Source organism: Drouetiella sp., assembly GCF_059504425.1.
In genome coordinates this window covers 23,440-50,394 of the sequence record NZ_JCACIN010000050.1, presented here as the reverse complement: position 1 = coordinate 50,394, position 26,955 = coordinate 23,440, and the positions used below count along the sequence as shown (strand labels likewise).

20 protein-coding genes are annotated in these 26,955 nt (G+C 48.3%); 9 read left to right on the top strand and 11 right to left on the bottom strand.

Annotation, left to right across the window (positions count from 1 at the left end; all coding sequences use genetic code 11):
• Nucleotides 1–765 precede the first annotated feature (765 nt).
• The 4 genes from AC5JMP_RS12795 to AC5JMP_RS12780 form a co-directional block, all read right to left on the bottom strand.
• Nucleotides 766–1,767 (bottom strand): glycosyltransferase family 2 protein, encoded by a 1,002-nt coding sequence (locus AC5JMP_RS12795; protein WP_495851856.1) that lies wholly within the window; start codon nt 1,765–1,767, stop codon nt 766–768.
• 320 nt (nt 1,768–2,087) lie between these two features.
• On the bottom strand, nt 2,088–3,773 hold the full coding sequence (locus AC5JMP_RS12790) for an alkaline phosphatase family protein (protein WP_495851855.1): 1,686 nt from the start codon (nt 3,771–3,773) through the stop codon (nt 2,088–2,090).
• Nucleotides 3,774–3,811: 38 nt separating this feature from the next.
• Nucleotides 3,812–4,750: a glycosyltransferase family 2 protein gene (locus AC5JMP_RS12785; protein ID WP_495851854.1), complete on the bottom strand. Its 939-nt coding sequence runs from the start codon at nt 4,748–4,750 to the stop codon at nt 3,812–3,814.
• Nucleotides 4,751–4,822: 72 nt separating this feature from the next.
• On the bottom strand, nt 4,823–6,184 hold the full coding sequence (locus AC5JMP_RS12780; protein ID WP_495851853.1) for an oligosaccharide flippase family protein: 1,362 nt from the start codon (nt 6,182–6,184) through the stop codon (nt 4,823–4,825).
• Between the two features lie 1,396 nt (nt 6,185–7,580).
• Here AC5JMP_RS12780 and AC5JMP_RS12775 point away from each other — a divergent pair.
• A complete protein-coding gene (locus AC5JMP_RS12775; protein ID WP_495851852.1) occupies nt 7,581–8,192 on the top strand; it encodes a response regulator in 612 nt (203 codons plus the stop codon).
• Nucleotides 8,193–8,275: 83 nt separating this feature from the next.
• On the opposite strand, the gene AC5JMP_RS12770 is transcribed toward AC5JMP_RS12775, so the two are convergent.
• Nucleotides 8,276–8,593 carry a slr1957 family protein gene (locus AC5JMP_RS12770; RefSeq protein ID WP_495851851.1) on the bottom strand — a complete coding sequence of 106 codons (318 nt, stop codon included), beginning with the start codon at nt 8,591–8,593 and terminating at the stop codon, nt 8,276–8,278.
• Between the two features lie 397 nt (nt 8,594–8,990).
• Between AC5JMP_RS12770 and AC5JMP_RS12765 the strand changes: the two genes are divergently transcribed.
• Nucleotides 8,991–9,323, top strand: coding sequence for a hypothetical protein (locus AC5JMP_RS12765; protein WP_495851850.1), 333 nt, complete (start codon nt 8,991–8,993; stop codon nt 9,321–9,323).
• Nucleotides 9,324–9,341: 18 nt separating this feature from the next.
• On the opposite strand, the gene AC5JMP_RS12760 is transcribed toward AC5JMP_RS12765, so the two are convergent.
• The gene (locus tag AC5JMP_RS12760) at nt 9,342–10,604 is read right to left on the bottom strand and encodes a tetratricopeptide repeat protein (RefSeq protein WP_495851849.1); all 1,263 of its coding nucleotides are present in this window, start codon (nt 10,602–10,604) and stop codon (nt 9,342–9,344) included.
• A 305-nt stretch (nt 10,605–10,909) separates the two neighbouring features.
• Between AC5JMP_RS12760 and purD the strand changes: the two genes are divergently transcribed.
• Both purD and nblS read left to right on the top strand, forming a co-directional pair.
• The gene (gene purD / locus AC5JMP_RS12755; protein WP_495851848.1) at nt 10,910–12,253 is read left to right on the top strand and encodes a phosphoribosylamine--glycine ligase; all 1,344 of its coding nucleotides are present in this window, start codon (nt 10,910–10,912) and stop codon (nt 12,251–12,253) included.
• Between the two features lie 87 nt (nt 12,254–12,340).
• Nucleotides 12,341–14,380, top strand: coding sequence for a two-component system sensor histidine kinase NblS (gene nblS, locus AC5JMP_RS12750; protein ID WP_495851847.1), 2,040 nt, complete (start codon nt 12,341–12,343; stop codon nt 14,378–14,380).
• On the opposite strand, the gene AC5JMP_RS12745 is transcribed toward nblS, so the two are convergent.
• The gene (locus tag AC5JMP_RS12745) at nt 14,370–14,810 is read right to left on the bottom strand and encodes a Tery_1686 family protein (RefSeq protein WP_495851846.1); all 441 of its coding nucleotides are present in this window, start codon (nt 14,808–14,810) and stop codon (nt 14,370–14,372) included. The genes nblS and AC5JMP_RS12745 overlap by 11 nt on opposite strands.
• 351 nt (nt 14,811–15,161) lie before the next feature.
• Between AC5JMP_RS12745 and AC5JMP_RS12740 the strand changes: the two genes are divergently transcribed.
• Both AC5JMP_RS12740 and ppsA read left to right on the top strand, forming a co-directional pair.
• Nucleotides 15,162–15,584: a hypothetical protein gene (locus AC5JMP_RS12740; protein WP_495851845.1), complete on the top strand. Its 423-nt coding sequence runs from the start codon at nt 15,162–15,164 to the stop codon at nt 15,582–15,584.
• A gap of 341 nt (nt 15,585–15,925) precedes the next feature.
• Nucleotides 15,926–18,394: a phosphoenolpyruvate synthase gene (ppsA, locus tag AC5JMP_RS12735; RefSeq protein WP_495851844.1), complete on the top strand. Its 2,469-nt coding sequence runs from the start codon at nt 15,926–15,928 to the stop codon at nt 18,392–18,394.
• Between the two features lie 221 nt (nt 18,395–18,615).
• Here the strand turns inward: ppsA and AC5JMP_RS12730 are convergent, their stop codons facing one another.
• Nucleotides 18,616–20,940 (bottom strand): hybrid sensor histidine kinase/response regulator, encoded by a 2,325-nt coding sequence (locus AC5JMP_RS12730; RefSeq protein ID WP_495851843.1) that lies wholly within the window; start codon nt 20,938–20,940, stop codon nt 18,616–18,618.
• A gap of 314 nt (nt 20,941–21,254) precedes the next feature.
• On the opposite strand from AC5JMP_RS12730, the gene AC5JMP_RS12725 reads away from it, so the two are divergent.
• Nucleotides 21,255–22,214: a class I SAM-dependent methyltransferase gene (locus tag AC5JMP_RS12725; RefSeq protein WP_495851842.1), complete on the top strand. Its 960-nt coding sequence runs from the start codon at nt 21,255–21,257 to the stop codon at nt 22,212–22,214.
• A 93-nt stretch (nt 22,215–22,307) separates the two neighbouring features.
• Here AC5JMP_RS12725 and AC5JMP_RS12720 read toward each other — a convergent pair whose 3' ends face one another.
• Both AC5JMP_RS12720 and AC5JMP_RS12715 read right to left on the bottom strand, forming a co-directional pair.
• Entirely contained in the window at nt 22,308–23,489 is a 1,182-nt protein-coding gene (locus AC5JMP_RS12720; protein WP_495851841.1) for an RtcB family protein, read from the bottom strand.
• A gap of 560 nt (nt 23,490–24,049) precedes the next feature.
• Nucleotides 24,050–24,508, bottom strand: coding sequence for a DIP1984 family protein (locus AC5JMP_RS12715; protein ID WP_495851840.1), 459 nt, complete (start codon nt 24,506–24,508; stop codon nt 24,050–24,052).
• A 152-nt stretch (nt 24,509–24,660) separates the two neighbouring features.
• Here AC5JMP_RS12715 and AC5JMP_RS12710 point away from each other — a divergent pair, with 152 nt between their 5' ends.
• Nucleotides 24,661–25,521: a class I SAM-dependent methyltransferase gene (locus AC5JMP_RS12710; protein WP_495851839.1), complete on the top strand. Its 861-nt coding sequence runs from the start codon at nt 24,661–24,663 to the stop codon at nt 25,519–25,521.
• A gap of 64 nt (nt 25,522–25,585) precedes the next feature.
• Here AC5JMP_RS12710 and AC5JMP_RS12705 read toward each other — a convergent pair whose 3' ends face one another.
• A complete protein-coding gene (locus AC5JMP_RS12705) occupies nt 25,586–26,224 on the bottom strand; it encodes a peroxiredoxin (protein ID WP_495851838.1) in 639 nt (212 codons plus the stop codon).
• 327 nt (nt 26,225–26,551) lie between these two features.
• Between AC5JMP_RS12705 and AC5JMP_RS12700 the strand changes: the two genes are divergently transcribed.
• Complete coding sequence (locus AC5JMP_RS12700; protein ID WP_495851837.1) at nt 26,552–26,857, top strand: DUF3288 family protein; 306 nt, start codon at nt 26,552–26,554, stop codon at nt 26,855–26,857.
• Nucleotides 26,858–26,955: the final 98 nt, after the last annotated feature.

The following is a 26,955-nucleotide window of genomic DNA, read 5'->3' as shown; positions in this document are numbered from 1 at the left end:
TAAGATCATTAAATCTCAATTTAATCGTCTCCTAGAATCTTTATTAAATATTTTGATAGTCAATTCACCATCACTATACTCTCTCTCAAATCAATAAATGGAGCTGAGTATTAATTGAAGGTTGAGTAGCATGATTTTGAGGTGAATAGTCTCAAAATCTAAAAGTTTTCCAGCACTAGATGCAGAATCCTTAGCCAGAACTGGAGCAATGGATAGATTTAATCAACTTGCGCAGAGTAATACAAGGCTACCAATTCCAAAAACACATAAAGTGATATGTTTAACGTTAATGGAGTTTCTATTTTCAGAGTAGTGCTGCTAATTATCTACAACTGCATATAGAAACATCTTGCATCCCGCAACAGCATTGCTCTTGTATTCAAGATTATTACTGCTGTATCCGGATCATCTAATTTTGGTGAACTATATTTCCGTATCACTCAAGTTAAGCTCTTTAAAGCAGAAATTCCTATTCAAGATTGGTAGCCTTCACACAAACTTCAGGTACCTCGAAAAACCTATTAAGAGACAGCTAAGAAATCATTAATCTGCTGTCAAGCTACGTGTAAGGAAGAAATTAACGAAACGCTAGAAAATAACTACGGTAGTAAAGTATTTGAGTAAAAAAGTTTATTCGCAAAAAGTCTTAGTCTCATAAGCCTTTCCGAAGGCATGTTTACTTCTCTTTGCAAGGATTGAACCCTAGCTCATATCTAAGCTACATAAGTGCGGCAACCTTTGAAGACGGAGGCAGGTTCCGAAGTTTTATGATTCAGCAAGGCTCTTTTTTCCCAGACCTTCAGGACAGGGAGTTACCCTTGAAGCTGCTTTTCGGCTGGAGGGTTTAAGGCATAAAGCGAATAGGCTACCCCATGCCATTAGGGTTGTAGGTCGGCTTATGATTGACCTGACCGCAGTAGTAAGAGCTTGCCATTTATGCCCAGCTTGATGTTCTTGCCAAGCTCGATGAATTAGTAGCTTTTGTATATGTTCCCCAGTCTTCATAGCTTTTCTTTCTGTACTTTGAGGTAGAGCTGGTGGACAGCCCCGCTCTAGGTCATCGCTACCTTGGAGGAGACGCTGCTGTTGAAATTCGATCGCCACCAAACTAAAAAATTCTCTTTCAACATTGCTTTGAACATGAGTAATTGAAGCGTCATGAAGGCGATATCTATAGAAGATTTCAGGCAGATAACAGACTCTACATGTTTCTCCGATCCGCAACTGCAAATCAATATCTTCTGCCGTTTTGAAATATTGCCGACAGCCACCTATTTTTCTCAAGACTCTGGTTCGTACCGCATAAGTACAAAAGTGAGTTGAAGTTACACCAGCCCGCAATTCATCAGTAATTTCTCTGTGATCGCTGTGAACATCAAACTGAGCAATCAGACGCCCAGATAGATCAATGGTTGAGAATCCGCCACACACCGCATCATACTCTGGATGTTGAAACAACCAATTCACCTGTGTTGCTATTCGTCCAAGAGGATAGTGATCATCAGCATCGCACCGCATGATAATGTCGGACTTTGCAGCTGCCAATCCAGCGTTCAAGGAGGCTGAAATTCCTTGGCAAGGTCCATCTATAACTCTGATTCGCTCATCCTTGACAGCAAGCACGTGACTAAGTGACCTGTCTGTAGAACCATCGTTAACAACGATTACTTCTAGATCAATGGTTTGCTCTTGCAAGATCGAATTTAAAGTACTCGATATGAATGCTTCAGCGTTGTACATCGGTATAACAACACTCACTAATGGCATAATTATGTATTTCCAAAGAATAGAATAAGTGTTGTAGACAGCATGAAAACTCTGTTATGGCATCTCTCAGTAGATCACAAGAGGATTCTAAGCCGTGAAGCGAAGACATCTCCACTTTTCATAACCTATCTCAACAGGTTTATCTAAGATATGAGTAAAACCATTACTGGTTCATCAAAGTTCTTTAGTAATCCTATTAAGCGTTTAAGTGAAGTATGGGAGGCCTACTCCTATGCAGGAATAAACCTCCTGAACTCTCTGTTCACAGACTATTTCAGCTCACCATAGCAGACTTAATACTGATGCTTCAATGTGTTGTACTAGACACCGATGTAAGACTCTGCCTTCACGAGAGAAATGGGCTTACCATCAAAATGTGAGGGAATTTCGACATCCATGAGCTTCATGATTGTCGGAGCGATATCAACGGCTTGTCCATCTGGAATACTAGAACCTGGAGTAATTCCTGGTCCTTTTGCCATCAAGAATCCTCGTGACAAATAGTGCCCTCCGGTTCGATCATAAACAACAGGCCCAATGCGCCCACAATCTGGGCTATCCACTACATCGCTGATACCGGGTTTCCAAAGAACTACAAGATCGGAATCTGGCAGCTTCGGATCGTTATCGGCAGGCGATCGTCTTGTCCGCACAACCTCATCAACAATAGGTTCTCCCGTTCTGGCATCTTTGACTCGATAGAGAAATTGGGTAATCTCTTCACACAAAGCATCATACTCAGAATGCTTGACAATACCGTCTTTCTCACGCCCCTCTAAGTTGATCCGGATATGTCCATCTGAGAAAGCCGGTAGCGCAAAAGCTTTCATCTGAGGCCAAGCAGAGCGATACCACATACCTGGCATCCAGTTTAAGTTGGCTGACGAACCCTCTAGCTTAGACATATCTGTGAGCTGAGGTTCGGGCCAGAGACGAGAGAATAGCCCAGGCACCAGCTTTTTCACAAGTCGCTGCATCAGGGTGGGATTTGCCATGGTCGTGGTCTTCAGAATCTCGACCGGCCAAGGTAAGGAAGCGTCGGTAATGATAGGCGGTGGCGCATCTCCCGATTTGCCGGGTGCCAGAGCAACTTTTCCAGGGAAGCTAAATCGATAGAGAAGCTCAGGCAAAAAGACCAAGCTAAAGAGGTCAGTGTTATTAGCAGCAATACCGTGAACTGCGTAAACAAACACGTAAGCATCTTCGGGGGCTTCGGCAAGAATCTCCCCAACCGCCTGATCCACTGCTTCGTAGCAAGCCAGCATAGGGTCTTTCGCGGGATCATTGTCGCTTCTAAAGTGATCATACAAAGGATGATCGGACTGGCTGAGGTACCAGAAATTATGCCCTGCGCTATGGGTTTCCCCAAACGTGGTTAGGAACAGATCCCAGTCCTGACGCTTCATCAAATCGCGAATGATTTCTGAACGAGTTGCGACTGCATCTTTGATTCCCTTCTCAACCCATTCCTCATACTCTTTATCCCACCAGAATCCAGCATCTTTGTAGAATACGGGATGTTCCCCATACTTCTGGATAATCTCTGGCAGAAGTTCAGGAGGACTAGAGCAATTATCTGTTGCCGGAAAATGCCCCCCCCAACCCAAGACTTGCAATCCATTAACTTTGTCGTACAGCGAGGCGGACAACAGATCAAATAGGATGACACGGCGGTCTTCCATCAATCCGTAGAAGGGCGGATACTCCTTGAAGTCATAGGCCCCTCGAATGTCAAGGCTCATATCATAGGTTTCTGGATAAAACTTTTCAATCCCCCAGTAACCCGTCTTGTTGCTGGTGCAGCCAGTCCAAGTGTTCGCCCAAAGCCGTTCAGTAATGGAGGTTTCTCTGACTTGATCACAGTAAGTGACAGTGTTGGTCAAATGCCCGTAGGCTCCTTCGCTGCGGAGTTGGCTCAGGTTTTTGAGATGTCCTTGATCCATCCATTTTTCCATGACCCGATAATCAGCCGCATCTAGCCCAATTGCAATCACACGCTTTTTCATGATTGTTCTCCGTTGTGAATCTTTTACAAACTTTTGAGTTAAGCCTTTTGAGCTACCCCTGGTAGTAGCTTCAAGGCAGAAGACGTCAGTAGCTTCCAACCTCCTGCTGCGAAAGGAAGCGCCGCGATCGCCTTCGTTCCATAAAGACTGGCGGTTCCAAGGTGTCCACTATTGAAAGCCCACCAGCCATACTGAAGCATGAAGCGGTATTGAGATGCAGCATCTTGGGTCGGTCGCCAAGGCTCTTCTGCCTCAAAATGCCCCTCAATCCCTCGTCGTAACCAGGCTCTTTCACAGATCTCTCTGGCTGCTTGACGCTGCAAGACTCCATTCTTTTCACTAATAGAACTCTTGAGCAGCCGATATTTCAAGATTGTGTCTTTAAGATTTGCTAGCGCACCAACTTCACCTAATTTGAGCCACACATCCAAATCTTCAGCGCATGCCAGAGTTTCGTCATACCCGCCAATTTCTATTAGCGCTGTCCGACGAATCATAGCGCAGGGATTACAGATACTCCCATGTCCTGCTAGCGCCAATTTCTGAATCTGATTGTCATGCTCAGGAAGAAGAAGCCGCGTCAAAAAACGTCCCTTTTCGTCAATTAACTCGTGGGCGCCCCCAACACAAACAACGTTGGAGTTGGCGTTAAGAAACTCGACTTGCAGGGTAAAACGATTGGGCAAAGCAACATCGTCAGCATCCATGACTGCAATGAGTTCACCCGTTGCCTGTGCTAGTAATTCGTTCCTCGTTCGGATAACGCCTTTGTTCTCTCGACTGATTAAGTGAATCCGCCTATCTTTAGCAGCATACTCCTCCAAAATCTTCAGGGAGGCATCTTTTGAGCCGTCATCTAAAATGACGAACTCAAAATCTTTAAAGGTCTGCGACAGAATACTCTCTACCGCCTGAGCGACGTAGCGTTCAGCATTGTAAACTGGCATCAGAACTGAAACTAAAGGCTTGTGACTCATTGGAATTTAACTAGAAATTTCAACAGGGTGTATGGATCAAGGTATGCGGATAGACAGTCTATAAAATGTGACTTAGCTAAAGAAGTTGAAGAAGTAGAGGCTTCCGACGACTGAAGTTGCTAGAGCAATAATTGGCAAATCTACTTCGGGTTGCCAGATTGAGAGGCGTGCAAAGAAGATAGCTTTAAGAGGATAGAGAACCCAGGCAAAGCAAGATATTCCAATAATTACGCCGTTTTCGCCCCATATGTACCCTCCTACTACCATTGCCGTTAGCTCTACTGCTACCTGAACTGCCAGAAGGCTAGTCATCGTAAACGTTTTACCCATCGCCATTAAAGCATCGTCGTAGGTGAAAATCAGGACTCCAATTAGTGCGTTAATTGGAAGAACCTTCAGCATCCATCCTGCCTTGGCATAGCGATCGTCATAGAGAAAGCTAATGAGTGTCTCCCCAAACGCCATCAAGAACAAAGAAGCAACCCAGCTACCTGCAATTAAGAAGAGTCGAGTTTTTCGCAGTGTAACGTAGAGCTGTTCTGGACGCTCCCGAATTAGCTCGGAGTAGGAGGGGAACAGGACTTTACTCCCTAACTTCATAATTGTCTCGTTCACCAGACGAGCCATCGTAATGGCAACTGTATAGATTCCGAGCGCTTTTACATCTAGCAAACGACCGATGACTATGCGATCGCCCTGCCCTGCAAAAAAGGTCAGAACCGTACTCAGAAATATCCATCGACCAAACTGCTGGAGCGATCTGAATGCTTCCTTATCCCAGTGAAAGTAATTTCTTTCCCCTTTGAGGTACACATGGCTAAGGATCATTTTGGCAAGAGCAGCCACGATCCCACCACCTACCAGAGACCAGACAGACGGAAAAATCCAAGCCCAAACCACCATCACAGTGAGTCCTAAGACATAAGACCCTAAATCAAGTAGGGTTAGTCTACCCACTGATAGTTTGCGGTTTTCAGTCGCTAGCTTAGTGGAGTTAAATCCTGCGATCAGAGCCGTTAGCCCGCTGATGGGCAACAACTGCATGAGCATAGGTTCGCGATAGAACTGTGACGCAGGTACAGCGATTACACAGGCAAAGATCCACAGCATTATTCCCCGACCGACCTGGATTGTCCAGGCAGTATTAAGGAATGCAGGCTCGTCACCCCGCTTGTTTTGGATAATGCCTGGAATGATACCCACATCCGAGAACATTTCCAGCCCCATGATAAAGACCTGGACGAGGGACATGAGTCCAAATGCCTCAGGAAAAAGCAAGCGAGTAAGGACAAGATTTCCCCCTAGGCGCAGAACATATTGAGTGCATTCGCCGGCGAGCGTCCAGGCAGAGCCACTAATGGCTCTGCTCTTAAGCGATGGAGGTGGGTTGTTCTCGGCTTCAAGTGGCGAGTTTTCTGATTCTGCCCTAGACATTCCGTGCTCCTAGCGACTTGAGTGATGATGCAATGGTCATTGAAAAATCCATGATTTTATGCATCTCATTGAACCCTGATTCTCTCTGGGCCTTCTGGCAAAAGTCCAGCTGCTTTGGGAGCTGCTAGATACCCTACGTCAAAAACTCGCATAGGGATATGCTAACCTCAACCCCTAAATCTCAGAAGAGTAGGTTTACTGTAAGGCTCACCTGCTGGTACTCAAAGTTCAGATTGGATAGAGTTCGGACGAAGACATTGAGAGATACAGATAACCCGAACCTAGGGCACAGGTTAATCTGTGAATCGATATCATCCATCAAATACCAAAGGTGTAGGGTAAAGCCACTAGATAAGTCGATCTTCACCTATTCTTTGCTTCTGATCGCTGTTATTTTGAGCGATCGTAAAGCTTAAATAAAGCGCAGCTTCATTTGAAGGGTAAGTCTCCCTCCTATCCTGTAATTACCAGCAATACCCGTCAGAATTTAGAATTATCAGTGCAAATCTTCATATACTTAAAAAGTTTGTATATGAGGTCAACATCTGAAATTCCACTGGATTACTGCTTTCATGCAAAGACTTCTGAAAAAGAGACTAAGCTTAATCCATACAAAGGTTATAACCTATAGGGACTACACTCCTAGAGTTATGTGAAATCTCTCTAAAACAACAGACTTAAAAGCTTAAGATTAAATCTTTTAAGCTACATAACTGACCAATTTTAACGCTTTGGTAAGTTGCATTAGTTCTCTTTTCATGTTAATTGCCTTTGGAAATCCCAGCTCGGAGATATATAGTATCAAGCTCTATAAATTAAGAGGATTTAATCTTATTTTTCTCTAAAATTATTGCAATAGTTTTAGAGAAAAAGTTGGAGTGGTAGAACAATTTTCACTTCTCTTCAAACGTGGGATAAATCAATTCTCAACCCATGAAGACTGACAAGAAGTCTATGAGTAATCTGTAAAGGCAAAGTCAATGAAGTGAATAAACGGATTACCTCTGTAAAGCCTGCATGAAATGGTAATGGAATCACAGTACGTCTGCGATCGTATAGAGATGTAGGCTGTGCGGAGAATCTTACAAGCTCAGTAGTTTCATCTATATCACTGTGAGGATGCTAAATGGACAGACTTCATCGACATCTTGATGAGATCAAGTAACAGCCTTTTCAGTAATCCTATGGGTGGAACAAACCTTAACCTCACAAAAGCCATGTAGGATGCGCAGAATCACGGATGTAGATTTCTCTTGCCATCCGCATAACTGGATAGGATTCTAATTTGTACGGAGAGAGCAACCAGAAAAGTTTGAATCCTCTTCTGGGTTGTCCTAGGATAAAGGCTGAACTTAGAGCCCTGCGTAGTCTGCCGCCACAGGAGATTTATTTAGCGATGGCAAATCAAAAAGTCCTGATTATCGATGACAGCAAGACTATCCGAATGCAGGTTAGGGATATGCTCCCAAAAGGCAATTTTGAAGTTTTGGAAGCCGTCGATGGCGTTGAAGGGCTAGAAATTGTTAGTCGAGAAAATCTCAGCTTGATCTTAGTAGATTTCTTTATGCCTCGGATGAATGGCTGGGAGGTGGTGCAAAAGCTGCAAGATAATCCCAGGCTGAAGAGCATCCCAGTTGTGCTGATGTCTGGACGCAGAGAGGATGTCGAGAAAGCGGTTCCTGACCAGTTTGGCTATTTTGAATTTATCGGCAAGCCCTTTGAGCAGCCCGTGCTAGTCCAGGCTATTAAGTCAGCGATGGCAAAAGCTAGAAGTCGCCAGCAGCTACTTCAAAAAGCTCCACCAGCCGTTTCGCCAATTGAGCCTGTTGCTCCAACCGCTCAACCTATGGGAGTGCCTACGCCATCTTCTGCCAATCCTGAAATTCAAACGTTACAGGCTGAGGTTAAAGCACTTCGCCATGAAAATGTGCAGTTAAAAACTGAAGTGGATGGATTGAAGAAGCAAGTCGCCCAAATTATGACATTTATTCGTCAGAAAATGAAATAAAAGAAGAGCAAAGGTAAGCTACCTTTGCTCTTCTTTAAGAAATTGCTGCTTCGGTATCGGAGAGATAAGCGTTAGAGAAATCACTAATCTTCGGTTTCTAACCCAGCAACAATGACGGCACAAATGCTAAAAGCTGCCACCAAAGGCATAGGGCAATCTAAAAGGTAGGTAGAAACGATCGCTACAACGCTGGCTCCGATCGCCGTCAAGTATCCAACCTTCTCGTGAGTCGTCAAGCCATTCTCTTGCTTCAGATGATGAAGCACCTGGGCAGGAATAGGGACAGGCATTACGCCATTAGGTGGGAACGCCCAGAACTCGTTGCGTCGTTCTGCGAACGGTTCAGACCAACCATTTTCAAAGCACCAGTTTTCGATCCAGGTTAGACAATAGTGATTCATAAAGCCATTTTCTATGGGGTAATGATGAGCTAGTTAAAAGTAATGACTAAATATCAGCTCAAGCTTCTGTAGGAAGGAAAGCACCTCAAGACTCCTGAGCGAGTTTATTTATTTGAGAGCCAGGTTAAAGAACAAAAATCTTTATTTATAAAGACTATCAGAGCTACCTCAAAGTCAGGTTTGAGGGAAATTAAAGTTTACGCAATGGGCGATCGAGTTTAAGTTGAGTAAAGTGCGATCGCTAACTCTGGCTATTTTTGCTTAATTTTTTGTCAAAATCAGCTTGCAGAGCGTGACTGAATCCGGCATGATTTTCAGCATTGGTTTATTCACTAATTTTCAAAGAAGTTTTGTTAACAAAAGTTTCATTCTATTTTCTAAGGTCAATATTTCTCCTATGAACAGCCTCGCGCGAAAAGATTTTTTCTTCTGTTTGGGAATTTGGTTGGCGATCGAGATTGTCTGCTTTGCGCTATTACCGATGTTGAACTTAGCAGAATCCAGCCCACCGCTTGAGGTGTGGTTTATGGTGAGCTTAGTTTGCGGCATTGGCGGAGCAGCGCTGATTGCTTACGGTACCCATATTGCAGCAAGAGGAAGAGCGCCCAGACGAATCACTCGTCTGACTATTTCGCTCTTGAGCTGGCTAGGGCTGGTGGGAATTGCTTTTCCATTAATGTTTGCGAGTGCCCAAATTTTTGCCAAGCTGTTTGCCCTGGCAAAAATCTAGCGGTTTGTGGCTAACGTTTTAAGGTGTCGGCGCTGTGGGTTCAGGCTGAACGGGTACAGGTTGAGTAGCCTGTTCAATTTGAGTCGTAAAGTAACCGACCTTATAATTCAGCTGCTGAGCAATCTGAAGCGCCTGTCGGAAGGCAGCGATCGCCTGACTCGTATTACCTGAGGCGCGGTAGAGCTGACCCATTTGATCATAGGTGTTCAGCTTACCCAACGTGTTGTAGGACTGCTGCTGCACGTCTATGAGAAGCTGATACACGACAATTGCATCTTCTGGACGGTTTAAGGAGCGGTAGAGCGCTGCCAGCCGCTCTAGGGCATCACTTGCCTGAGCATATTGCTGAACCGATCGCGCCGTTGCAAACGCCTCTTGATAGCTGGGAGCCGCTAGGTCAGCTCTTCCCATGGCAACATAACTGTCTCCCATGTCAATTTTAAGTAGAGGAATGGGGATAAAGTTCTTTTGCTTTCTATAGAGATCAACCAACTGCTGCTGCATGGCAACTGCCTGAGTCGGCTGGCTATTTTGCTGATAGATATATGCCAACTGTTTTAAGTAAATTTCCTCGTTGGGGCGATCGCTCTGCTGTTGAGCAATTCCCAAAAGCTGCTCGTAGGCAGCGGCAGCACTAGGGTAATCAAAATAGGCGAGCTGCATTTCTGCCAGTGCCGTAAGGATTTGCTGCTCTAGCGCCTTATTTTGCTGCTGCCGAGCCTGGGCAAGGAGTTGATCATATAGCGTCACGGCAGGTGTACGGGCACGCATGGTCTGGTATGCCTGGGCAATTTTGAGCAGCAGGTCATAATCTATAGGGGTCTGAGCCTGCACCTGCTGTTGAATTTCTTGCAGCCGCGCGGTGATCACTCGAACCTCGGTCGTTTCGCTTTGTCGCCATGCCACCTCGCCTACCCGGCTAAGGGATTTAACTTCTTCGGCAGTTCCCAAGAAGCGACGCAGCCGTAGCTCCCGGTTCCAGGTTTCTAGTGCGCCTGGTAGATCGCCTGCCTGCAGTTTAGCTAATCCCTGACGCTGCAATTCATCTAGAGCCGTTGTCAGGACAATCTTTTCTTGAGCGCTCAGCGGACGATCGACTACCATTTCAGGCAGCAGCGGATCAGGGGCAGTAATTTCTAGAGGACTGGGTGGGAGAGCATCAGAGGCTTCTTCTGCTAGAGCGGGTAAGCCCATACAGAGCAGAGCGAGCGCTACTCCCAAAGCTCTAAACACCCTTTTCTGCTTGCCCTGATTGATCGATCGCCCTACTTGAAAATTCATAGACCCGACTTCCAAAGCGATTAGGTTTAGTGACAAAATCTAGCCAACTTAATTTTCGCCAATTTCAACCCTACTTCGGGACTTTCAGAAAAGTCTTAATCTGAAATAGACATTTATGAATCGGCTTAAATTAATTATTCTAAGGTATGGTTGATTCTGCCCACGTGATTCTCTGACGTTAAATCTTTTGTCTAAAGAATTTTTCTAAAGAAGTAGGTTTTAGGACGTATCTTTGCTTCAGAGCTTCAAATTATGGGAATTATTTGGGTGAAAGGTCAAGAAATGCCAGCAAGGGTGAACAAAGCGTGAGAGTTTTGGTAGTTGGGAACGGTGGACGAGAACACGCCCTTGCATGGAAGCTTCTGCAATCGCCACGAGTCCAAGAAGTTTTCTGCGTTCCTGGCAATGGGGGTACGGCACAGCTCGATCGCTGTCGCAATATTGCCATGGGGGTTAGTGATTTTGAAGGTATTGCCCGTCTGGCATTGGTCAACAACACGGGCTTGATTGTCGTCGGGCCGGAAGTTCCCCTAGCAGAAGGAATTACGGACTACTTACAGCAGCAGAATCTAACCGTCTTTGGTCCTACTCAGGCTGGGGCGCAAATTGAGTCTAGCAAGGCTTGGGCAAAGGCGTTGATGCGAGAAGCCAAGATTTCAACGGCGGCATCAGAAGTGTTCACAGATGCCGCTAGTGCGATCGCCTACATCAAATCTCAGGATGCCGAATCTCAGGATGCCGAATCTCAGAGCGTAAGAACTCAAGGCACACCGATCGTTATCAAGGCAGATGGCTTGGCTGCTGGGAAGGGCGTAACGGTGGCTATGACCGTAGAGGAAGCGATCGCTGCTGTAGAAGAAAGCTTTGGTGGTCAGTTTGGGGCAGCGGGTCAGCAAGTTTTGATTGAGGAATACCTGATAGGGCAGGAAGTATCTATTCTGGCAATCACAGATGGTCTGACGATTCGTCCGCTGCTGCCCGCCCAAGATCACAAACAAGTTGGTGAGGGCGATACGGGAGCCAACACAGGCGGCATGGGTGCCTACGCCCCCACGCCAGTAGTTTCTCTGTCGCTAATGGAGCGGATTCAGACTGAGATATTGGAGCCAGCGATCGCCGCTTTACGCCGCCGAGGCATTGACTATCGGGGCGTTCTCTATGCAGGGTTAATGATCACGCCTGAGGGAGAGCCAAAGGTGATTGAATTTAACTGTCGCTTTGGCGATCCTGAAACTCAGGTGGTGCTGCCGCTGTTGGAGACTCCGCTAGATGAGGTGCTGCTTGCCTGCGTCGAGCAGCGTTTAGAACAGTTGCCGCCCCTAGCCTGGAAAGCTGAATCCGCTGCCTGTGTGGTAATTGCGGCAGGCGGCTACCCTGAAACCTACAAGAAGGGCTATCCCATCCAGGGCATTGAACAAGCAGAAGCATCGGGTGTGGCATCTGGAACGATCGTTTTCCATGCTGGAACTAAGCTGAAGCAAGATCAGCTGGTGAGCGATGGAGGGCGAGTCTTGGCGGTGACGGCTCTAGGGGAAACTTTTGAGACGGCGATTGCCCATGCCTATGAAGCCGTGGAATGTATAGAGTTTAGAGACTTGTATTACCGCAAAGATATTGGTCATCGGATTCTGAAGAGCAGAGCGAGGTAACTGCCCTGCGCCTTTATGGGTTAGAGTCGAACGAGGTAAAGTATTCTTAAGCAACGTTAAAATTAAGCAAAGTCAAAGTAAGCAACCTTGGTAGCCCTGCTGATCAAAATTCGAGAAACGATCGCCCGCTGGTGGTCAGACTTCACCCTTCAGACTCGTCTTATGGCGGCAGCAACTCTGGTGGTGTCGCTGCTGATGAGCGGTTTGACCTTTTGGGCGGTCAACACCATTCAGCAGGATGCTCGCTTGAATGACACTCGTTTTGGGCGAGATTTAGGGCTGTTGCTGGCAGCCAATGTCGCTCCTTTAGTCAGCGAGAGCAACCGGACAGAACTTGCCCGTTTTTCCCACAGCTTCTTCGGCAGCACCTCTAGCGTTCGCTACATGATTTACGCGGACGAAGACGGCGAGATTTTCTTTGGCATTCCCTACTCAGAGTCTGAGGTTCAAAATTCTCTGACGATCCGACGGCGGATTCAGCTTCCTGAAAATTATGCTGAGAACGCTGAGGAACCCATGGTGCGGCAACATATTACGCCCGATGGAGAAGTGACAGATGTATTTGTGCCCCTGAATCACAACGGCAAATATCTGGGCGTAATGGCGATCGGCATTAACCCCAATCCCACAGTAGTTGCCTCTTCGTACTTGACGCGAGACGTGACGATCGCCGTATTTATCTCGATCTGGGTCATGGTGATTCTGGGCGCCGTATTTAACGCGCTCATTATCACGAAGCCGATTAAAGAGCTGCTGTTGGGCGTGAAAAACATTGCAGCCGGAAATTTTAGGCAGCGAGTCGATCTGCCTGTGCGGGGTGAGTTGGGAGAGCTAATTCTCAATTTCAATGAAATGGCAGAGCGCTTAGAGAGCTATGACGAACAGAATATTGATGAACTGACCGCCGAAAAAGCCAAGCTGGAAACTCTAGTATCGACGATCGCTGATGGGGCGGTTTTGCTAGATACCGACATGAACGTTATCCTCACGAATCCGACGGCTCAGCGGATTTTTGGCTGGGAGAGCCATGAGGAAATCATCGGTAAAAATGTGCTCTACCATCTGCCCAACGCGGTCAAAGTGGAGCTGACTCGCCCCCTCTACCAGTTGGCTTCTGGCAGCGCCTCCGATGAGCTGAAGGACGGCGCAGAGTACCGCATTACGATTCCTGATCCGATCAGTCGCACGGTACGAATATTGCTGAATACGGTCTTTGATCAGTACCGTGAGAATATTCGCGGCATTGCTATTACAGTGCAAGACATCACTCGTGAAGTCGAGTTAAACGAAGCTAAGAGCCAGTTCATCAGCAACGTCTCCCACGAATTACGTACGCCTTTGTTCAACATAAAGTCGTTTATCGAAACGCTGCATGAGTACGGCGAAGATCTGAGTGAGGTAGAAAAACGCGAATTTCTAGAAACGGCTAACCGAGAGACCGATCGCCTCACCCGTTTGGTTAATGACGTTCTCGATTTGTCTAAGCTAGAGTCTCACCGCCGCTACAACCTGGAACCTGTTGAGATTGTTCAACCGATCGAGCAGACTTTGCGAACCCATCGCCTCAACGCCAGAGATAAGGGAATTGAGCTGATGCAGGATATTCAGCCAGATCTGCCTTCTGTGTTAGGTAATTACGATTTGCTGCTGCAAGTGTTCTCTAATTTAGTCGGGAATGGGCTGAAGTTTACGGAAGCAGGTGGCTCAGTAACGATTCGAGCCTATGCCTTGGAGCCAGAGCCTAGTCATCAGCTCAGCCATGACTCATCCAGCCATCACCAGTCCGTCCAACCCGTTCAGCCCCAACCCATGCAGGTTCGAATTGAGGTTGTCGATACAGGAATCGGCATCGATCCAGAAGATCAGCAGGCTATTTTCGATCGCTTCTTCCGAGTCGAAAATCGAGTCCACACTCTAGAGGGTACTGGGCTGGGATTATCGATCGTGCAGAACATTATCGAGAAGCACCACAGTCAAGTGCACTTAGTTAGCGAAGTGGGAGCTGGCACCACCTTTTGGTTTGATTTACCGATCTATCAAGAAGGCACAGTGCTGTTTGATGAATTGCCGATTCCTGAAGCCATTGCCTCAGCGCAGGCTGCCTCATCTGTAAGTGCTACTGCTTAACATCGCCATTGAACAGCTCAAAAATCTGGCGACAAAAGAGCTTCAGCTTCTCTCTAACCTCATCTGTTGGCGCCTTGGAGCCGATAAACCTCCAGTCTTTGATGGTGGACAGCCTCCACTGCTCGCCCAAATGCGTGAATCCTGCTACCTCTAGACCGATCGCCCGTCGAGATGCAGCAGCATCCTCTACTGAATCACTGTAGAAGCGAATTTGCACCAAAATACTACGGCTTTGAATAGAGCGACTCCAGCCCGGTAAATGAAAGCCAATATCAATGGAGTCAGGATCGGTTTGTTCTCTGGTATCAGGATCATTTGCCCAGGGCTTCAGGTCTGCGCGCGCATCGGGAAACTGCGCTTTAAATAGAGTCACAACAGCCGCAATTTTAGTGGCTAAGTCTAGACCGATCGCCTGCTCTGCTGCGTTCACTCCAATCTCTCCTTCATCCTTTGTCACATTATGGGCAGATCACGCTAGGAATGGGCAGTACCGACTGATACGATTTGGGCAGATTTTGGCTAGCCAAGATTTTCAAGGGAGTCAAGGAGGTGAAACCCCTTTTGCAAAGATAGAGTCTGGCAAAGTAGCTTCTCAGAAGCAACACAGTATTTGTAAAGAATTGTAGACTTAGGAAATTTTGTAGCAAAGATCACGAATGTTACCGATAGAAAATCAGCAGTGCTGAGCCAAAATGCAGGTTGAACCTGCTACATTAAGCTGAAATTTATGCCTGATTACAAAACCTTCCATCAAAGAGCTGATGACTCATTTGAGAAAATTATGGCTCGAATCTTACCTGAAGCAAAAGTCACCTTCACCGCCGACCAACTTAGTGCGCTAAAGCTTGCCTGTCATCAAGTGAATTGGAAAAATAGCCACTCGATTGATATTCGCTTATCCATTCCTAGCTATCCTCGTCGTTTTTATGTGGTTTTTCTAGCGGGTAGAGAACGCCGCTCGGCTCAAAGATACTCCCTAGGCAATAGTCATAAAGCCCTTGCTACTCTGACTGCTTTAATAATCTTGTCACTAGGATGCACAGTCATCTATGGGTTGCTTCAGCTCGCTCTTGCCGCGTCTCAGCGTGACAATATTTACCCAACTGCGATTCCCTGGCTACAAACCCAAGACGCCTGTGAGCAAACGGGCAGATTTTGGGAAGAGGGAAGATGCTGGGACGCGATGCAGAGTCCAGATTTTTAGTTGTGAGCAACAATGGACAACTTTGAAAAAATTGCTCCGCTCTCTCGAAGGGGGGAAGCGCGATCGCTATTCTGAGGATATTGTTACAAAGGTATACTAACGTTCCATGTTTTTCTAAGGATGCGTTAGCGTTAATTTACTGGATTTCGATCGCCTATTTTAGAGTTAGCTATGCGTCCTGGATCTGGAGATTGTGTAGAACCTGAATCCCTGCTCAGCTTTTGTCGCTACAGAGTTGAATCAGGGCTAAATCGGTCTTATCGCATCAATCTTTCATCCTTCAGAGCCACCGCAGAGTTGATCGCAAGCTTTTAGTTGCAATTATTGTCAGGAGCAGATTCATGATTATTGCCCATCAACCTAGCGCGAACCCGATTAGTCAGGGTTCTAGGGAAAAGTCTTTGGTTCTTTGGTTTGAAGAAGTGGGCATTGCAGATATCCATTTAGTAGGTGGAAAAAATGCCTCCTTGGGAGAAATGATTGGGCAGCTCCTATCCAAAGGGGTGAATGTCCCAACAGGATTTGCCACCACTGCTTATTCATTTCGCTACTTCATTGAAAATGCAGGATTGGAAGCGCGGCTGCGGCAGCTTTTATCTGACTTAGATGTTGATGATATTGCCAATTTGCAAGAGCGGGGTAAGCAAGCCCGATCGCTGATTCTCAACACTCCTTTTCCAACTGAGCTAGAAGATGCCATCACGAAAGCCTATCTCGAACTCTCTCAGCGCTATGGAGTTGATCAGGGAGCAGATCTGGATGTAGCGGTTCGCTCTAGTGCTACAGCTGAAGACTTACCAGATGCTAGCTTTGCCGGACAGCAGGAAACCTATCTCAATATTCAAGGTGTGAATGCGGTGCTAGAAGCCTGTCATCGCTGCTACGCCTCTTTATTCACCGATCGCGCTCTTTCCTATCGAGTCACCCAAGGCTTTGATCATCTGGATGTGGCGCTGTCTGTAGGCGTACAAAAGATGGTGCGATCGGATTTGGCTACCGCTGGCGTTATGTTTTCGATCGACACAGAGACAGGCTTCAAAAACGCGGCGCTCATTACAGCAGCCTATGGTCTGGGCGAAAACGTGGTTCAGGGTGCTGTTGTGCCAGATGAGTACTATGTCTTCAAACCGACGCTCAAGACTGGATTTAAGCCGATTCTGGAGAAGCGGCTGGGCAGTAAAGATATGCGAATGGTCTATGACACGACTGGCGGTAAGCTAGTTAAAAATATTCCTGTGGAGGAGAGCGATCGCCAGAAATTTGCTCTCAGCGACGACGAAATTCTTACCCTGGCACGTTGGGCTTGTACGATTGAAGACCACTATTCCAGCGTGCATGGCGGGGATACGCCAATGGATATGGAATGGGCAAAAGATGGGCATACAGGTGAACTGTTTATTGTCCAAGCGCGTCCAGAAACGGTGCAGTCGCGCAAATCTGGAACCGTTCTGCGTACCTACAAATTGAAGGATTCCCATCCGCCAGAGCCGCTGTTTACCGGACGGGCAGTGGGCGACTTGATTGGGCAAGGTCAGGTGAGGGTGCTGACGCAGGTCGATCGCCTGGATGAGTTCCAGCCCGGAGAAGTTCTAGTCGCCGATAAGACTGATCCCGACTGGGAGCCGATTATGAAAAAAGCTAGCGCCCTGGTGACAAAGCAGGGCGGGCGTACCTGCCATGCAGCGATCATTGCCCGTGAGCTGGGCATCCCGGCGGTAGTGGGTTGCGGTGATGCGATCGAGACTTTGCAAGATGGTCAGGAGATTACGGTTTCTTGTGCTGACAGTGATGAAGGCAAAATCTACGCGGGGCTATTGCCCTATGAAGTTGAGGAGCTGCATCTGGATGAGCTGCCTCAGATCCGCACCAAGATTTTGATGAATGTTGGCAATCCGCAGGAGGCATTTTCTCTAGCGGCACTGCCTTCTAACGGTGTGGGACTAGCAAGATCAGAGTTCATTATTGCCAATCAGATTAAGGTTCATCCTCTTGCTCTGATCTACTTTGATCAACTGCGAGACAAGGGCGCTAAGTGGGAAATTTCTCAGCTCACAGCGCACTATGCCCACAAGCCTGATTTCTTTGTGGATAAGTTAGCTCAGGGCATTGGCAAGCTGGCAGCCGCTTTTTATCCCAATCCGGTGATCGTCCGTATGTCGGATTTGAAAAGCAATGAGTATGCCAACTTAATTGGCGGCAGACAGTTTGAACCCGATGAGGAAAATCCGATGCTGGGCTGGCGCGGTGCCTCTCGTTATTACGACCCCAAGTACAGTGAGGCATTTGGGCTGGAGTGCAAGGCGATGAAGCGCGTCCGGGATGAGATGGGTTTGACCAATGCCATTTCTATGATTCCGTTCTGCCGCACTCCCGAAGAAGGGCGAAAGGTCTTGGCAGAAATGGCGAAGAACGGGCTGGTGCAGGGCGAAAACGGATTGCAGGTCTATGTCATGTGTGAGCTGCCCAGCAACGTCATCTTGGCGGATGAGTTTGGCGACATCTTTGACGGTTTCTCGATCGGCTCCAATGATTTGACGCAGTTAACTTTAGGGGTCGATCGCGATTCTTCGCTGGTAGCTCACGTGTTTGACGAGCGCAGTGAAGCCGTCAAGACTATGGTGCGGGTTGTGATTCAAAAGGCGAAGGCAAAGGGTCGTAAGGTCGGCATTTGCGGTCAGGCACCCAGCGACTACCCAGAGTTTGCCAAGTTTTTGGTAGAGCAAGGGATTGATAGCATCAGCCTCAATCCTGACTCGGTGGTAAAAACGCTGCTGGCGATCGCTCAGACTGAATCTGAGGTAGTGAGATAAGCCAGATGGCTCTGTGAGATTGATCGGAAAACGTTTGTGGTCAAGCTTTTATAGCTGTCGCCAGTTTACTTAGGACATTTTGGGTGGGGCGCTTCGCGCCCCACCCAAAATGTCCCCGTCCTAACCGCCAAGGCGGTTGCCATATTTTTAGTCCCTTTCCTGTTTAGGAGAGGGATTTTTCATGTCTCTACTCAGCCATGCCTTATATAAGCTTCTCCCTTTTACTTTTCCTTTGCGGTTACAAGATGCATTAACTTTTGCAACAGGTGATCAGGACGCACAGGTTGGGGTAGCCAGCCGTCTACATCTAGGTCTCCAGTATTAAGTTTAGAGTTTTGCTCTTCGGAGCTAAATTCTGGAACGGTTGACATTAAAGCAATAATCTTCAAGTGCTGAGTGGACGGATTACGTCGCAAGCGATGAATCAGCCGATCGCCATCCATGTCGGGCAGCTGCATATTGGTGATAACGGCGATCGGTCGCAGAGCCTCAATCTGGCTGACTGCGGTAGAGCCTTCCAGCATCCAAATCACCTGATAACCCGCGGCAGTGAGGACATCGCAGATTAGGTTTGCCGTTTCCTCATTGTGTTCGATCAAAACCACCCGTCCTTGCGGCGGTTCGGGCAGACCTTCCTTGAGTAGAGGCTCTTGCTGATCCGATCGCTGCATGGGAATACAAACGGTGAAAACTGTACCAATGCCTTCGATCGATTTCACCTGAATCGAGCCGCTATGCAAATCGACAAGCTGTTTAGTCAGCGCCAAACCCAACCCTGTGCCTTCATACTGACGACGGTAGCCCGTGTCTAGCTGCTGAAATTTTTGAAACAGCTCAGGAATTAAAGGTTCAGGAATGCCAATGCCTGTATCCTTTACCTGAAAAACTGCCAGATTATCTTCCACAAATACGCACAGCGTCACTTTGCCGCCCTTGGGCGTAAACTTGATAGCGTTGCCCAGCAAGTTGAACAAGATTTGCCGAATTCGATGCGGATCGGCAATGAAGCGATCGCCCGCAGGTTCAATTTGCAGATCAAGTCCTAGGCTCACCTCTTGTAAGACAGCCTGCCCAGTGAAGGTTTTCAGAGCTTGCTGAGCTAGCCGAGAAAGGGAAAATTCCTCCAAATTCAGAGCAATCTTACTGGCTTCGGCTTGAGACAAGTCTAAAATGTCGTTGATCATCGCCAGCAGATGCTTACCGCTATCGTGGATGGTCTGCAAAAAGCTTTGCTGACGATCGCTCAACGTCTCTGCTGACCAGCGCTGGAGGGTTGCCGACATGCCGATAATACAGGTCAGCGGCGTACGCAATTCGTGACTGACGGAAGCCAAGAATTCGCTCTTGGCTCGGTTGGCAGACTGCGAGGCAAGTACCATGTCTTGCAGGGCTTGTGTTCGTTCAATGACGCGCTGTTCCAGAGTTTGTTTTTGCTGTTGCAGTTCAGCATAGAGCTGGGCTTGGCTAATGGCAATTGCCAGATGTTCGGCTATCTGCTGCAAGAATTTCTGCTCACCCTCCTGCCACTGGCGTGGCTCAAAGCACTGGTGGGCAATCAGCAATCCCCAAATCCGATCGCCAATGGTGATCGGCGCAACCAGCTTTGATCGGATCTGTGCCCGCTGGAGAAACTCAAGAAAACAGGGCATTTTTCTGTAGCGAGCCTCCACATCTTGGACAGCAATTGCCAAATTTTGCCGCTGGACATTTTGGTAGCGCGAAGTTTGCACAAAGCAATGTGCCTCAGAAAAGTCCAGAACTGAAGGAATTTCTGTAGACAAGCGGGCTTCGTAAATAACTGAGCCGCCCTGCTGAGCGGGGTAATCAGACGATTCTTGAATCTCTACAGGTTTGGCGTCAGAAACCGCTTGATTCAGGCGATAGATTACCAGGCGATCGACCTCTAAGCACTGCTGCATCTGCTCTACAGCCGTTTGCAAAATAATAGGCAGCTCTAGACTTTGACGAATTTGAGCCGCAACCTGATTGAGTAAACGCTCTTGCTTTATCTGCTGAAGCAACGCCTTTTCAGTCGAGGAGGCGGAACTGACCTGATCGAGAGGCTGAGGCATGGGTAGCTGAGCTGAGAGGGCTGCCACTAAGCGCAGCGTAAATTCACTTTGAGTCCCGGCATGATTAGGCTGAACCTGCGTATGAACCTGCTGAAATGTCCTCTGTAGCAGAGCTTGAGGTCGCGCTAGCGCGATCGCCTGATCTAGAAAATCGCGGATTGCCTCTGGCTCAAAGGTCAGCGTCATGGGGGCAACGGTTTCCGTTTGAGAGAACGCTATCTTGCCCAGCAATAGAATGCTAAAAGCGGGCGAGACCATGAGCGTAAAATGAGTGACATGCAGGTGAGTCGCGATCGCCTCTGCGGTCAAGCCTTCGTTTAGCAGATTGACTTCTGAAAAGACCTCTGCCCTCAGCTCTTCAGCCATTTGCCGAATCAACGTTTGCAAGAGGGAAAATGCCGAAAAGGGGAAAGATTGACTAAGATTTGAACAGTAATTGGGCATCATCACGCCAAAATCAAGGCTCTGCGTCATGTCTAACTGCTAGAACAGGGAGCATTTAGGTAGTGTTTCAAATGTGTTGTTGATTTTTTTGAAAGGGGCGCGGAGCGCCCCTTTCAAAAAAATCAACAACATGTCTAGAACATCACCAAGCGTTTGCTAGTTCATCCAGCGAAGAATACTTATATATCTAGCTTAGCGGATGCCCTGTGCCTAAAAAGGTTCGCTGTCCTTAACGATCGTTTTTCTAAAGCTTTCACCTCAGTTTTTGCAAGGAAAAGCCTCGATCGCTACATAATTCCAGCTAGGATGCTCTAGTGCCCTTTTCAATAAATCCGCTTAGGCATATGGTTGCTGCAAACGTTTCTCCTAACAATTCTTCCAACACGCTATCTCGCCTGATCAACGGCATCTTATCCATCAAGCCCCTCTCTGATCTGGCTAAGCATCAGGCGAGATCGATGATGATTAAACGCGCTGAGTCGATTGGGGTGTATTGGCGCAAAGAAGTGGAGGTTTTGCGATCGCGCCACAGTGCAGCCGAGTTTTCGCCTGAATGGGATGATGCTCTACGCCAGACTCTTAACCCTGATCTGGTCTATCCAGACTACTATTTGCGATCGTTTCATGCCTATGAGCAGGGAAACCTGAGCTGGGAAGCCGCAATGGAGGTCGAGGTGGCGGCTCATGCCGTTCATGCGCGGATTTTTCCAGATGCGGGGGCACAAGGCGATGCCATGCTGCGGCAAAGCTACCATGCCGTGATGCAGCCAGCGATCGCAACGCCGCCTCAAGATATTCTCGATCTCGGCTGTAGCGTCGGCATGAGCACGTTTGCTCTACAAGATATCTATCCGCACGCGCAGATTACAGGTTTGGACTTGTCACCCTATTTTTTAGCGATCGCCCAATACCGCGCTCAGAATGTCGTCAGCACCGAAAAGCCGATTCACTGGCTCCATGCCGCTGCCGAATCAACTGGGCTGCCGGATGCCTCATTTGACCTGGTATCCACCCATCTGATGTTTCATGAATTGCCTCAGAGTGCAGCGATCGCCATTCTGAAAGAGGCGCGTCGCTTGCTGCGTCCGGGCGGGCACCTCAGCATCATGGACATGAACCCGAAATCGGAGATATACGCCAAGATGCCGCCCTACATCTTGACGCTGCTCAAAAGTACGGAACCCTATTTAGATCAATACTTCACGCTGGATCTAGAGCAGGCGATCGCCGATGCCGGATTCACGCCACCGACCCTGACCTGCAACAGTCCGCGCCACCGCACGGTGATTGCTCAAGTCCGCTAGGGGGAAGCAAAGGATGGGTGGATGAGTCGATGGGTGGATGAGTCGATGGGTGGATGAGTCGATTCCCATCTACCCACACACCCATCTATCCCTCTATCCCTTGACGCAAACCACCTGCTTTAGGGTGGCGACGACATCCACCAGATCTGCCTGGTTTTTCATCACCTGGGCGATCGGCTTGTAGGCTCCCGGAATTTCGTCCAGAACGCCCTCGTCTTTGCGGCACTCTACGTCTCGCGTTTGCTGGATCAGGTCATCTAGGGTGAAGTTGAGCTTGGCTTTGTTGCGCGACATCAGCCGCCCTGCCCCATGAGAGCAAGAGCAATAGCTATCGGCGCAGCCTTTCCCTTTCACAATGAAGGACTGTGCCCCCATTGAACCCGGAATGATACCATAGTCTTCCTCACGGGCGCGCACAGCTCCCTTGCGAGTCACATAGACCTCTTCGCCAAAGTGGACTTCCTTTTCGGCATAGTTGTGATGGCAGTTGACTTGCAGCAGCGGCTTGGTAGGCTTGCCGCCCGCTACATGCTTCTCCACCACCTTTTGGAAACGCGCCATCATCACCTCACGGTTAAATTTGGCGTATCCCTGTGCCCATTGCAGATCGCGCCAATAGGCGACAAATTCTGTTGTGCCCTGGACGAAGTATGCCAGATCGGGGTCGGGCAACTGGGTATCGCTCAGCTTCATTAGGTCTTTGGCAGTGCCAATATGACGCTGTGCCAGCATATTGCCGATGTTGCGGGAGCCAGAGTGCAGCATCAGCCACACCTGATTATTAGCGTCCAGACAAACCTCCAGAAAGTGGTTGCCGCCGCCGAGGGAGCCAAGCTGTTTCATGGCTTTTGACTCTAGATGCTGCACTCCCATATGCAGTTCTTTAAAGTCTTGCCAGCCCTGCCAATTAGTGACAGATTTCTCGATCTCCTTGTTTTCGCTGAAGCCAACAGGAATTGCTGCCTCTAGATCAAGGCGAATTTGCTTCAGCTTGCCCTCCAGGCGATCGCCCTCAAAAGGCAATTTGATCGCCGCCATGCCACAGCCAATATCCACCCCAACCGCTGCGGGGACGATCGCCTCCTGCGTCGCCACCACCGAACCCACCAATGCCCCTTTGCCGAGATGAACATCCGGCATCAGCGCCACATGCTTAAACACGAAAGGTAGAGAGGCGACATTTTTCGCCATTTTGATTTCTTCATTGCCTAGCTCATGATTTGCCCAGGAAAGGACGGGCGCACGAGTTTTAAAGGGAACCTGTTCGTAAGGCATTTGAGTTTACCTGCGCTTGTTTATTGATGCTTATAGTGTTGTTTTCAGGTCTTATGTGCCTGCTTCCAACGAGCTTTTTCTTCGAGCTGTGCCCGCTGATTCTGTCTGCGCGTTAGAGGGTTCGGCTCTTGCTGGAATTTTGGGTGGCTAAGCGGGAAAGGTTTAGTCTTCCCTAGGCGATCGCCTCCTGCACTCTGGTCGTTCCTGTTGACAGTCCTGAAAGCGGCGAGCCTCAAGTATCAGCAAAGACTTTCTGAAGACTATCTTCACCTGCCCAGATTTGTAGCTCTCGCAGACCGGGCGTATTGATGGTCAATGCGTTTCAGCATAGTAAGAATCAGCCTGTTTCCCCTAACCCACCCTCGCCTTCAATAGACCAGCATTTGGTAGTAACAGTACGCAGTACACGGTACAGATGTAACAGTACTGGGCGTAACTTGTGAGAGAACCCCTGCCCCTAGTGGGTCAACGGATTGGAACCCTTGGGTACCAAGTAAGCTATGCTCGCTTCTATCGAGTTGGCTACCAACAGGCTGATTTTTGATCAAGATTTCATTCAGCTACTCCATCAGTTCTATATTCCAATTAGCTTGCTGAATTTGCGTATCTAACTGCCGAATTTCGCGGGCAAGGCGATCGGTTTGGGTCTGCAAATCTGCCACATTAACGGTGCTGATCAGCTTAATTTCTGAAGCGCTGTAGCGGTTAACGGTGCTAGCCGCCGCATCAACCAAAGTGTTGTAGGCGCGTTGCTTCAGTAACAGGGTATCTCGTGCAGCCAGAGCATCGGCGATCGTCTCCTCGTTTTGAAACACGGTCAGGGCATTGGTTTTGTTAATTTGCTGAATCAGGCGCGTCAGCTGAGTGACGATTGCATCCACTTCGGCAATGAGAACCTGTGGATTTTCAGGAGGGGCTTCACCCTCTTGAATAACGGCGCTTCTAACTAGGCGCTGCTGCAACTGTGCCAGCCGCTTTTGGCAGTCGGCTCTCAGAATCAGGGCTTCAGCAAGTTTCATGGCAACAGCTCTCACCAGATATAGACATATACTACATATATGCTACAAGCACTACAATTGTCAATAGCTTGCTGCAAGGAATCCCCGTTTTGAGTTGGGATTTATTAAACTTTTCAACAGAGCCTCGCAAACCTATCCTCACAGTGATTCTTATGGCGGTTCGCAAAGACACGATTTTTGAACGCTTTCTTGCCCCAATCTTCCAGAATTTCTTGATCGATCGCGATGCCCTGATGCGCTACTACAAGAGCCGCGATTGGGAACAGGTCAGCAATCGCTTCCGCCAGCCCAACTTCACCTATCCTAACTACTACCAGGCACACAACTTTCATGGCGTGGAAGGGGGCTATCTTAGCCTAGGAGCCGCTCTGTCCTATGATCCGATTACCCAGTATGTGCTGCCGCCCAATGAAGCCTGGGTGCGGCAGGAGTTGATCGATCGCATTCGCTGCTATCCGCGTCGCATTCTGGATTTGGGCTGTGGCACAGGTTCGATGACGCTGATGCTGAAGCAGAAATTCCCCCAGGCTGAGGTGATTGGGCTAGATTTCTCGCCCTATATGCTGGCTGTTGCCGACGACAAGGCCAACGCTGCTGAAGTAGCGATCGCGTTTTTGCAGGGCAACGCTGAAGCCACAAACTTTGCCACCGAAAGTTTTGATGTGGTGACGGCGGCACTTCTATTTCACGAAACGCCACCCGAAGTTTCAAAAAATATCCTACGCGAGGGCTTGCGTCTGCTGAAATCCGGTGGAGAAGCGCTAATTTTTGACGGCAATCAGTCCACGCTGCGCCAAACTGAATGGCTAACGGAAATTTTTGAAGAGCCTTACATCAAAGCCTATGCCAAAGGCAACCTTGATGCCTGGATGGGGGCGGCTGGATTTGAGGATGTGCGAACAGAGCAAGTGTGGTGGGTTCATCAGATAACGCGTGGAGTGAAGCCCTTACCCGCTCGATCGCCCGATCATCCCAATGTAGCGGCAGAAAACAATCCTGCCTTCGCGTTCTAAAGCAAATAAGCTAAAAGAGCTGCCCCGTCTATAAAACAGACAAAGCAGCTCTTTTAGCCGCATCTTACTTGTTAGGCTGAGGAGTCATCCGCAGGTAAGGCTTAACCGCCGTATAGCCCTTAGGGAACTTCTGTTCTAGCTCTGCCGGATCGGTGATGGAAGGCACAATGACGCAATCGTCGCCATCTTTCCAGTCTGCCGGGGTCGCAACACTATAATAATCTGTCAGCTGGAGTGAGTCAATCACCCGCAGTAGCTCGTCAAAGTTGCGTCCGGTGCTGGCTGGATAGGTCAAGGTCAGGCGAAGCTTTTTGTTGGGGTCGATGATGAATACCGATCGCACCGTCAGCGTGTTGTTGGCATTGGGGTGGATCATGTCATAGAGATCAGACACCTTGCGATCGGGATCTGCCAAAATCGGGTAGTTGAGCGCGGTGCCCTGGGTTTCTTCAATGTCACCCACCCAGCTCTTGTGAGAGTCTACGTCATCAACGCTAAGCGCCAATGCCTTAACGTTGCGCTTGTCAAATTCGGGCTTGAGCTTTGCCACTGTACCCAGCTCAGTGGTGCAAACTGGAGTAAAGTCTTTGGGGTGAGAGAAGAGAATAACCCAGCTATCGCCTGCCCATGCGAAGAAATCAATGTCGCCGTGGGTAGAGGCTTGAGTAAAGTTGGGGACTGTGTCGCCGAGTCGGAGTGCCATAACTGAACTTCCTGTCTGTCGCTTTAAGTACGAAATTCGCTTTAACTGCAAAATTCTAGACCATTACTGATCATCTCACAAACCCCGGTATTCCGCCCGGAGTTTAGACCTTTCTTTATGTTTCGAGAGTTCTAAATATTAGATTTATTGCAAATTAAGCTGCAAGTTAAGCTGGGTGGAGGCGCAGCCTTCACCAAACTTAATCCCAAAACTTTAATCTGCGAGAAGTCTATTTCAGAAAGTAGGTTCAGAGGCGATATCTTTAGCTACTATTACTTTCTCTGAATATCGTGCTTTGAATATCGTGCTCTGGACATTACACCCCCTATGGCAGAACCGACCTCCAAAAACCAGCAGCCTAAAGATCAGCAGCATCCCCAGTGGGAGAGCGATCGCCAGGTTGCCAATACGCTTCTAGCCGGAGAGCCTAGCGATTACAATTTGGCAGAACTGGCTCGTCTACGCATCCGCTATCGGGGCTTTCCCGGAGCCAGAGATATTCAGGCCGACATGGAAAAAGTACTGAACCGATGGCAGCTTACTGAGGAAGCGCTATTTGCCAAAACCCGCCAAATTCATCAGACCTCTCAGATTTACCGAGGGCGCAGCAACCAGCGAGAAGACTGGAGCTAACTTGCTTTGGCGGTCGTATATGTGTCGCGCATATTTGCAGGTGCATATATGCGCAGGTGTACCTTGAATCAGAGAATCAGAACATTTGTCGCTTCGCC